At 53.6% G+C, this 10,421-nt stretch carries 9 protein-coding genes; 6 read left to right on the plus strand and 3 right to left on the minus strand.

From position 1 onward, the window contains the following. The first annotated feature begins 1 nt into the window (after nt 1). Both A1830_RS02180 and A1830_RS02185 read left to right on the plus strand, forming a co-directional pair. The gene (locus A1830_RS02180; RefSeq protein ID WP_369815685.1) at nt 2-436 is read left to right on the plus strand and encodes a flagellar protein FlhE; all 435 of its coding nucleotides are present in this window, start codon (nt 2-4) and stop codon (nt 434-436) included. A gap of 397 nt (nt 437-833) precedes the next feature. After that, nucleotides 834-3,677, plus strand: coding sequence for an RHS repeat-associated core domain-containing protein (locus A1830_RS02185; protein ID WP_082804066.1), 2,844 nt, complete (start codon nt 834-836; stop codon nt 3,675-3,677). A 92-nt stretch (nt 3,678-3,769) separates the two neighbouring features. On the opposite strand, the gene argS is transcribed toward A1830_RS02185, so the two are convergent. Both argS and A1830_RS23645 read right to left on the minus strand, forming a co-directional pair. Beyond that, nucleotides 3,770-5,500 (minus strand): arginine--tRNA ligase, encoded by a 1,731-nt coding sequence (gene argS, locus A1830_RS02190; RefSeq protein ID WP_067701093.1) that lies wholly within the window; start codon nt 5,498-5,500, stop codon nt 3,770-3,772. Nucleotides 5,501-5,702: 202 nt separating this feature from the next. Next, nucleotides 5,703-5,831, minus strand: coding sequence for a hypothetical protein (locus A1830_RS23645; RefSeq protein ID WP_255362062.1), 129 nt, complete (start codon nt 5,829-5,831; stop codon nt 5,703-5,705). A gap of 310 nt (nt 5,832-6,141) precedes the next feature. On the opposite strand from A1830_RS23645, the gene A1830_RS02195 reads away from it, so the two are divergent. Beyond that, a complete protein-coding gene (locus A1830_RS02195) occupies nt 6,142-6,702 on the plus strand; it encodes a VOC family protein (protein WP_067701096.1) in 561 nt (186 codons plus the stop codon). Nucleotides 6,703-6,705: 3 nt separating this feature from the next. Here the strand turns inward: A1830_RS02195 and A1830_RS02200 are convergent, their stop codons facing one another. Beyond that, entirely contained in the window at nt 6,706-7,854 is a 1,149-nt protein-coding gene (locus tag A1830_RS02200; protein WP_067701099.1) for a MalY/PatB family protein, read from the minus strand. Nucleotides 7,855-7,954: 100 nt separating this feature from the next. On the opposite strand from A1830_RS02200, the gene cutC reads away from it, so the two are divergent. The 3 genes from cutC to A1830_RS23145 form a co-directional block, all read left to right on the plus strand. Then, nucleotides 7,955-8,710, plus strand: a complete 756-nt coding sequence (gene cutC / locus A1830_RS02205; RefSeq protein ID WP_067701102.1) for a copper homeostasis protein CutC — start codon at nt 7,955-7,957, stop codon at nt 8,708-8,710. A gap of 213 nt (nt 8,711-8,923) precedes the next feature. Further along, complete coding sequence (locus A1830_RS02210) at nt 8,924-9,733, plus strand: hypothetical protein (RefSeq protein WP_231877554.1); 810 nt, start codon at nt 8,924-8,926, stop codon at nt 9,731-9,733. A 485-nt stretch (nt 9,734-10,218) separates the two neighbouring features. Then, the coding region (locus tag A1830_RS23145; RefSeq protein WP_231877555.1) for a hypothetical protein at nt 10,219-10,421 on the plus strand (203 nt) is incomplete at its 3' end.

A 10,421-nucleotide genomic window follows, 5' to 3' on the forward strand; every position in this document is an offset into this window, starting at 1 on the left:
GATGAAACCGACGAAGACCCGTGCTACTGACCCCTGGCAGGCAGTAATGAAACAGGCATTGTGGGGGCTGCTGCTTCTGCCGTGCATCACGCAGGCGGCGGGCGCCTGGCAGGCGAGCAGCGCCGGACCCGGCATGATCAATCGCGGTATGCAGGCGGCCTCGCCTGCATTAACGTCGCCGGAGCCGGTTAGCGGAGTGATGACCGAGGTCGAGTGGCGCTATGTGCTCACCGGCCCGGCGCCGGGCGATCTGCGGGTGCATCTTTGTGCGGAGAGCCGCTGCGTCGCCATTGACGGCGCAAGCGGCACCACGAAGGGGCTGACCAACGTCAGCGCGTCAGAAAGCCTGCATTTTGTTTACGGCGTAGTGGGAAAGGGCAGGTTGAATCAGCCCCTGCGGGTACTGAGTAATGAAGTGATGGTGAACTACCGTTAAGTTTTAATACGCGACATAACAGGCAGATTACGCGAGTAGTAAACCACATTTATACTTGGCTAACGCACAGGGATCGTAATTTTCAAGCCATACTCACTACAGTAATATTGTGACGGTTTGCAGTTACGTCCCGCCCGCTTGCGGATAGTTTCCCTGGCAACAGTCCCTTTCTCCTGCCGGATTTGGTCCTGCGTTATCACTGTTACCCTTCACCTGTAGGCATCCAGGCCGAATTTTTGGCACCCAGGCTTTTCATTATCTCTTTATACTGTTATTGCAATGACAGACCCAAATAAGCGCGCTGTTTAATCCCCTTATTCTCATACCCTAATACCTTCATCTATTCATCTATTCATCTATTCATCTAATTATTCTTAACTCAGCCTGGAGGCTGCCCATGCGGTACCCGGACAATGCTTTATATCACAATACCCCGGAGGTCACAGTAATGGACAATCGGGGACGGGTGGTACGTACATTGCGCTACCACCGTCACCAGGACTCACTCACAGTGACCGATGAGCGTATAACCCGCCACCATTTCAATGCGCGTGGACACCTTATGCACAGTATCGATCCACGTTTGTTTGATCTGCAGCAGGGGGACATCAGGGTCAGGCCTAATTTCAGTTATCTGTCCCTCCTAACGGGTGATGCTCTGCGCACCGACAGCGTGGATGCGGGTATCACCCTCAATCTAAACGACATTGCTGGTCGCCCGGTTCTGAGTATCTCGGCCTCTGGCAGCACCCGAACCTTCCAGTATGAAGAGGACAACCTGCCCGGTCGCCTTCTCAGCATTAGTGAGAAGGCTACGGGAGAGGCCGCCCGTATCACGGAGCGATTTATCTGGGCCAGCAACGCATCAGATGGGAAAGATATGAATCTGATGGGTCAGTGCGTGTCTCACTACGACCCCGCGGGACTCAGTCAGATCGATAGTCTCGCACTGACAGGTATCCCGCTTTCGGTGAGCCGTCGGGTATTAAGGGAGGGGGTCGATGCTGACTGGCAGGACAGGGACGAGGTGGCCTGGCAGGACCTGCTGGTTCCGGAGGTCTACATTACGCGGAGTAGGGCCGATACCACCGGGGCAACATTGATGACCACAGATGCGACCGGTAACCAGCAGCGTATGGCGTATGATATTGCCGGACAGCTGCATGAAAGCTGGCTGACGCTGCGGGGAGGAAGTGAACAGATTATCGTGGCTTCCCTGACCTGGTCGGCTGCGGGCCAGAAATTGCGGGAAGTTCACGGCAACGGTGTGGTGACCACCTACACTTACGAGAGGGAAAGCCAGCGATTGACCGGCATTAAAACCGAGCGTCCGGTCGGGCATGCCAGCGGTGCCAGCCTGCTACAGGACCTGCGCTATACCTATGATCCGGTGGGCAACGTGGTACAGGTAACCAATGATGCAGAAGCGACCCGGTTCTGGCGCAATCAGAAGGTCGTGCCGCAGAATAACTATCTTTATGACAGTTTGTATCAGTTGGTTGAGGCGACCGGACGTGAAATAGCCGCTATTAGCCAGCAGCATCGTCAGATGCCTGCTCCGTTTATCCCGCTCCCCTCCGATGACAATATTTATACCCAATACACGCGTTACTGGCGCTATGACCGGGGTGATAATCTCTGTCAAATCCGCCATAGCGCGCCCGCGACAGGCAACAGTTTTACCACCGACATTACGGTATCTTCCCAGAGTAATCGCGCAGTGCTCAGTTCCCTGAGCAGAGATATCAATCAGGTTGACGATTTTTTTGACGCTGGCGGACATCAGTTACAGCTGCTGTTGGTTCAAGACCTGCACTGGAATATGCGTGGGGAGTTGCAACGGGTCACGGCAGTAACGCGTGAGGAGACCACTTTCGATCATGAGCGATACCGTTACGGTAGTGACGGGATGCGTATCAGCAAGATCAGCACCAGGATGAATGGCAGCAGCAGCCAGACGCAGCACACACTGTATTTGCCGGGACTGGAACTCCGCGCCACTTATCAGGGGGACAGGCTAAAAGAAGACCTGCATACGGTGAGGGTGGGGGACGCCGGACGTGCTCAGGTGCGCGTGCTGTACTGGGCCATTGGCTTACCGTCGGATATCGATAACTATCAGTTACGTTACAGCTATGACAATCTGATTGGCAGCAGCGGGCTGGAAGTGGATAGCGAGGGTAAGCTTATCAGCATTGAAGAGTATTACCCCTTTGGTGGAACAGCGGCGTGGGCGGCCCGGAGTCAGGTGGAGGCCGGCTACAAAACCCGGCGATACTCGGGCAAAGAGCGGGATGCGACGGGACTATATTATTATGGTTACCGTTATTACCAGAGTTGGGTGGGTAGATGGCTGAGTGCTGACCCGGCAGGAACAATTGATGGACAGAACCTGTTCTGTATGGTCAGGAACAATCCAGTCAGATTAAAGGATGTAGCAGGGTTAAGTCCTGATGATCCCTGGGAGAAAGAAAACGCTGATGAGCTAAAAACACTTTATGCACCCGCCAAAGTTGATTTGCCATTCAATATCAAAGAGAAGGTGGCGACAGCGCGCGCAGAGAATAAGCCCAGGCATAATATTCTCTATATCAGTGCTAAACCCGATCCATACTCCTCTTTTCCTGGTTCAGAAGCCTATGCAACCCACGAATTTTCGAAGAAAAAAATGAGTTATTTGATGCATAAGGGACACGATGTAAAGGGGGCATATGTCTCGGGGGTTAAAGAATTTACTGATACTTGGAACAGTATAGGGAAAAAAACGCTAAAAAATATTGATAAAGTCATTATCGACTATCATGGAGCAATCAGCCCCAAAAGAGGGCATCAAAGTGTTGTTATTCTTTCTCAGAACCCTGTGGAACTTCTTGATAAAGCGGCTATAGATGCGTTGGAAAGTCATACGACGGTTAAAGCCGTTTCTTTATACGCCTGCTACAGCGGTTTTGTCGAAAATTACAACCCGACAGTTGGACTTCTGGGGAAACTGACGGATCCTGAAGCATACGCGACAGGTTTTGATGCTCAGGGTGACAATGATATGGGCCTGTTAAAAACGACGCGTCATCCTGATGCAGGCGATCAATTCAGGGGGGCGTTGGCTGCATTAAATATCAGTCGTCAACAGTATGGACGGGTTAAGTATACAAAATCATCCGAAGCTGAAGTGAAGATTGAACATGGAAGGGGGAATTTGGAATTTCCAATTTCAAAATATATGAAGTCATCAGGGGGCTGATCTAATGAGGGCCTATAACCTGACTACATAATCGTCTTTCAACAGGAAAACGGCAGGGCGCGTATCGCCGCACCCTGACCGTTGCGGGAATGCTACATTCTCTCTACCGTATCGATGCCCAGCGTATCCAGACCTAACTTAAGCGTTTTCGCCGTCAGCAGCGCCAGCTTCAGGCGGCTCTGCTTCGTCGCTTCATCATCAGCGGTCAGAATCGGGCAGTGCTCGTAAAATCCTGAGAACAGCCCGGCCAGATCATACAGATAGGCGCACATCACGTGCGGCGTACCGTCTCGGGCCACCTGAGTAATAGTTTCGTCAAACTGCAACAGGCGAACGGCCAGGGCAGACTCACGCTCTTCACGAATAACCGTCTGACCGGTTATCTCGCTTTCCCCGATGCCGGCCTTGCGGAATACCGACAGCACCCGGCTGTAGGCATACTGCATATAGGGCGCGGTGTTGCCCTCAAAGGCGAGCATATTATCCCAGTCAAAAATATAGTCGGTGGTACGGCTCTTCGATAAGTCGGCATACTTAATGGCTCCGATACCGACGCTGTTCGCCAGTGCGCGAAGCTGTTCGGCAGGCATATCCGGATTCTTTTCACTGACCAGACGGGTGGCACGCTCAACGGCTTCGTCCAGCAGGTCGGAAAGCTTAATGGTGCCGCCCGCACGGGTTTTGAAGGGCTTGCCGTCTTTGCCCAGCATCATACCGAACGCATGATGTTCCAGCGGCACCGACTCAGGCACGTAGCCTGCCTTACGCACAATGGTCCATGCCTGCATCAGATGCTGGTGCTGACGGGAGTCGATATAGTAAATAACGCGGTCGGCCTTCAGCGTTTCGTAGCGATATTTAGCGCAGGCAATATCGGTGGTGGTGTAAAGATAGCCCCCGTCTTTTTTCTGGATAATAACGCCCATCGGGTCGCCATCTTTATTTTTATACTCATCCAGGAAGACCACGGTGGCGCCTTCACTTTCAACGGCCAGACCTTTTGCTTTCAGATCGGCAACGATGCCGGGCAGCATATCGTTATAAAGGCTCTCACCCATCACATCGTTGCGCGTCAGGGTGACGTTCATCCGATCGTAAATGGACTGATTCTGCGTCATGGTGATGTCGACCAGCTTTTTCCACATCGTGCGACAGTATTCGTCACCGCCCTGAAGCTTCACCACATAGCCACGGGCACGTTCGGCGAAGGCGGGATCTTCATCATAAGTGCGTTTGGCCTCGCGGTAGAAGCCTTCAAGGTCGGCCAGTGCCATTTCGCCGTGCTGCTCATTCTGCTGTTTTTCCAGGAAGGCAATCAGCATGCCAAACTGCGTTCCCCAGTCACCAACGTGATTAGCACGAATAACCTTATGCCCCAGGAAGGAGAGCGTACGCGCCGCCGCGTCACCAATAATGGTGGAACGTACGTGACCCACATGCATCTCTTTTGCCACGTTAGGCGCGGAATAGTCGATAACGATGGTCTGTGGCTCAACCGGCGTTACGCCCAGGCGGGGAGCGGCAATGGCGCTATCGATCTGCGTTGACAGCCAGGCAGAATCGAGAAAAAGGTTAATAAAGCCAGGGCCGGCAATCTCAACTTTGCTGGCGATGCCCGCCAGATCGAGATGTTTAATGACGTCTTCTGCCAGCTGTCGGGGCACCTTGCCCATCTTTTTTGCCACGGCCATGATGCCGTTGGCCTGGTAAGCACCGAACTGTGCTCTGGCGGATTGACGCACCTGTGGCTCGCAGTCGCCTGGAGCACCTGCGGCGATCATCGCCTGACTGACTTTTTCTGAGAGAAGAGCCTGAATATTCACCGAATTACCCTAATTATGCTGATATGACCCGCGCGCCGGGGCGCAAAAAAATAAGGGGGGAAGTATACTGCATTTCGGAGGGAGTTATCCATGAAGCTGGTCGCAAATGACGGCAAACCCGGGCATTTTTACCGGTGTGAGCAGTGGAGCTGCCACTGCGATGAGAGGGGGACAGTATGGGCTGTCCCCCCTCGGGAAATCGCTATGGACGACGACGGTGGGTGCGGTGCGGGCTGGAAATAGTGTTTTTATTATTCCGTACCTTCCAGTGGCGTACCAGCGCAAATCCCATCATCGCAATCAGCACGATGACAAGTAGCAACATAAGCATAGGGTTATTCCTTGAGTGAGAGTCACGATCAATCTGTCTCAAATAAGAATAGCCTGGAAGATGCCGCGCAGGAATTAAGAAAAGTCGCATTTTTGTAAATTAACTAAATGAAAACATATAGTTAAGTATAACTATCTAAAACAAAAACTGGTACTGAACCAGCATAAGCTGGGTATAATTGAGTGAAGAATGGCTTATATATCATCTTCTCAGCATGAAATTGGATAAATAAAGAGTTTAACTGGTCCGATACGGGCGCTGGCGTTGAAAAAAAATCAGTAATTTAACTTAAGTATCGAAGGGGGAGCCATTGACAGGCCCAATTGCAGAAGAGTTAACCGACCTTATCAATGATCTGCCGCGTTTCTTGACTTCGCTGGATGAATTTTCAGAAAGTCTGGGTTTAAGACTGGCCGATCTTGAAATTGATCATATTGCCGTGCGCTGTAACCAGATTACGACGGCGGAACGATGGAAAAAAGGTTTTTTACAGCACGGCACGCTATTTTCAGAAAAAAATATTAATGGTCGCCCCGTTGCCCTTTTTGAACTGACGGAAGGGCTGACGGTGGGCCCCTGGGCGATCACCCTGATCGAGCTTCCCTGGCCCGGCAATCGGCTCTACCGACATGAAGGCTGGGAGCATATTGAGGTCGTATTGCGGGGTAAAGAAAGCGAGCTGGGCAACCGCGCGCTGGCGCTGTTATCTGATACCGGACTGGTGCAGCCCGGGGTGACAATAAAAAACAGCGCACCGGCGGGGGAAGGTGAACGGCTGCCCAATCCCACTCTTGCCGTGTCGAATGGCAGTATCACCATCAAGTTCCATCCCTGGAGCCTGAAGGAAATAGTGGAAAGCGAAGGGGCGTAAGCCCTAGCGATTCATTAGACTGACCGCGTTTCTCATACGTTTCAGGGCTTCGTTAATCATATCCCGCGGGCAGCCGAAGTTGAAACGAACAAAGGCATCATCACCAAAATCGCGCCCCGGCGAGAATCCCAGCCCGTGACGCTCGAAGAAGAGCGCGGGGCTGGCCACATTTAACTGACTGGCATCGATCCACGCCAGATAGGTGGCTTCCGGCGCAGACAGCGTCAGACCCGACATGGCGTTAATCTCTGCCGTTAGCAGATCGCGCGTTCCACGCAAATAGGCCAGCTGCTTATCAAGCCAGGGCTGTCCATCGCGCCAGGCGGCGGTGGCGGCTACGTAGGCAAGAATATCCACGGGGGGTACGACGCCTTTTCGCTGCTGCATGAATCGCCTGCGCAGTTCAGGATTAGGAATGATCGCCAGCGATGCGCCCAGACCGGCAATATTGAAGGTTTTCGAGGGAGACATTAGCGTAACCGAGCGCTGCGCGGCGTCTTCACTGAGGCTGGCAAAAGGGATGTGCTTCAGACCCGGCTCCAGAATGAGATCGCAGTGGATCTCATCTGAGCAGACAATCAGATCGTGGCGCTGAGCGAAGCGAAGCTGGCTCTCCAGCTCTTCACGTCGGTAAACGGTGCCGCCCGGATTCTGAGGATTACAGAGCATCAGTAATTTTTCGTTGCCGGTCATCTGCATTTCAAGCGCCAGCAAGTCCATTACCCAGCGCTGATTTTCCAGACGCAGCTGCGCATTGAGTTGCGTACGGTTTGCCAGTTTTGCCGCTGAGCGAAAAGGCGGGTAAACAGGCGTCGGCGCGATGGTCCCCTGATGGGACTCGGTAAAGGCGCGGACCGAAAGATTAAGGCCACTGATCACTCCTGGCAGGAAAACCAGCCAGTCCGACTCTATTTTCCACTGGTAGCGTTCTGCCATGCGGGCAATAACCAAATCAATCAGTTCAGGCGGCGTAATGCCGTACCCGAAGATGCCGTGTTCAACACGCTGTTTCAACGCGTTAATCACACATTCTGGCGATCGGAAATCCGTATCGGCCACCCACAGGGGAAGGATGTCCTGGTTCCCGTATTTGTGCCATTTTTCACTATCGCTGTGACGGCGATCGATCCGTTCATTAAAACTGGATGTCATGTCAGTGATTCCCGTTAATATAATTACTAATGTCTTAAGGCAGATTAAACATCAGCTGTGATTTTCACAACCTGACGGCGGTCATTAACAGGAGGATGGGATGTGTAAACTGGAAGTATGCTGCTACGGAGTCGATTGCGCACTGGCGGCCGAAAAAGCCGGAGCCGATCGTATCGAACTTTGCTCTGCCCCGGCTGAGGGAGGACTTACGCCTTCTGCCGGTAGTCTGATGCAGGCTCGAGAGAGGCTGACCATCCCGGTCCACCCGATAGTACGACCACGTGGCGGAGACTTCTGCTATTCCGCTGGCGAATTTGAGGAAATCAAATCTGATATCGATTTTATTCGGGAACGGGGTTTTCCAGGGCTGGTGGTCGGCGTACTGGACGTGGACGGTCATATTGATCTTGTGCGCATGAAGCAGGTAATGGCGCTCTGTAATGGCATGGCGGTGACCTTCCATCGTGCGTTCGATCTCTGCCACAGCCCATTGACTGCGCTGCAACAGCTGACCGATCTTGGCGTAGCGCGCATTCTGACGTCGGGGCAGCAGCAAAGCGCCGAAAGTGGTTTACCCTTATTAAGGGAACTAACGCGCACTACCCGCGGTCCAATCATCATGGCGGGTGCTGGGGTGCGTCTCAGCAACCTGCAAAAGTTTATTGATGCCGGGCTCAGCGAGCTACACAGCTCGGCCAGCCAGCGAATTTCATCACCAATGCGCTATCGCAAAGCGGGTGTTTCAATGAGTTCGGTGGCAGAGACAGACGAATTCAGCCGAACCTGCGTGGACAGTGATATGGTTGAAGCCATGAAGGGCGCGATGTTACACAGTTCATCTGTTAACGTCGCCTGAAACGATTTTGCCGCGCAGCACGCCAGTTCAGCGACGTGATGTTTGCAAGTACCAGGCCCCATCATTTTGGTGGGGCTTTTTTTATCTGGCGAGAGTTGCGCCCAGGATAATCCCATTATACTTTGCAGGGATGCCTGCCTACTGACGAGACCCTGTATGAAACCCCTTCTGCTAAGTGCCTGTTGTGCTGTCCTGCTGCACACGGGTGTTGTAATGGCAACGCCGGGCTGCCCGCCTCATTATCAGCAGATTAACGACAGCAATGCTCTTTTAGTGCTGGGTGGAACCGCAACCGGCCCGGTAAAGCAGGTGGTCGTCGGTGAATTTGGTAAGGACGTGGATCGGCAAAAGCGGATGCTGGCGAAGTTTGATGCCTGCGGCGTGCTGCTCCAGGCGAATATTAGCGTCGATAAAAATGAAGGCAATGTGGTGATGAAGGCGGTGCAGAGCATCACCCGCGTTGAAGATGGCTGGCAAACTGCGTATGACATTTCGGTGTTTGTAATCAGGGCGGGCGAGGCTGAGCCGGTGACGCGCAAGGAGGGCATCATCAGCTATATGACCGGCAGGAATGGCACTATCACCAGTTCTACCGATACTTTCCTGTTGCAGGGAGTGAAAGGTTTTACCGCAACAACGAACAGTTTTGATGCACGTTTCCGGTTGATTAAGAGCGTCGCGCGCGGTTCGGACAGTCTGGCGAACGGTGAGAGCATTTATCAGTGGAATAAGAAGAATCAGCTGACGTCTTCCTTTTCGGGTAGCAACCGGATGTTCCTGCGTTATGACAGCCAGGATCGTGAGCTTATGCTGCGTACGCTGACGACATCGCCCTTGAGCCAGCTGCATACAGTTGATGAGTGCCAGCTGTGGGACGATCGCGGCAATTGCACCCTTAGCTATTCACGCGAGACGGAGTTGTTTCCGGCGGGAATGATTCGCCGTGATATCACGACTGCCTATCGCTTTGAGTATTGGGATAAAGCGGGCAGGGCAGAGGAAGACGATCGGACTTTCCCTTGACCGATGCCAGGCTTTGTCTTTGACGCCGACTTCGCGTTGAGGTCTTGTGCATTGGCCTGCCATGAAGCTGCAATATCTGAGGTGCTGGTAGACAATCCCAGCGGTTGCCGGTTAGTTGTTTGGGCTGCAATACCTGTGGTGTCGGTGGACAATCCCAGCGTTTGCCGGTTAGTTGTTTGGGCTGCAATACCTGTGGTGTCGGTGGATAATCCCAGCGTTTGCCGGGCGTCCTCGCGCCACGCTTTGCGTGGTGCCTTTGGCTCCGACTTCAGGCCGGACGGCCCGGTCGCGAGCGGGCGTCCTGCCCGCCGCTCCCTGAGTGCAGCATCCCTGCNCCCTGCTGCCCTCGCCTGGCCCTCCGTCTCTGCCGCAGCGCTGCGGAATGCCCGTCAACCGCAGGGATTGTCCACCTCTCAGGCTTCTGAATTGCTTTTAGTGAAACCGGCTTTTACCTACAGCCAGCACAGTGCAAAAGGAGCAGACGAGTGGGGCCCGTTGACAGGCAATCCGACACCCTGCCTGTTGGCAGGCCGGTCGTGCAGGCTGCAATACCTGCACGACCGGTGGATAATCCCAGCGTTTGCCGGACGTCGCAGCTACACGCTTCGCGTGGTGCCTTTGGCTCCGACGCCAGGCCGGACGGCCCGGTCGCGAGCGGGCGTCCTGCCCGCCGCTCCCTGAGTGCAGC

Source organism: Erwinia sp. ErVv1 (assembly GCF_900068895.1).
Lineage (GTDB): Bacteria > Pseudomonadota > Gammaproteobacteria > Enterobacterales > Enterobacteriaceae > Erwinia.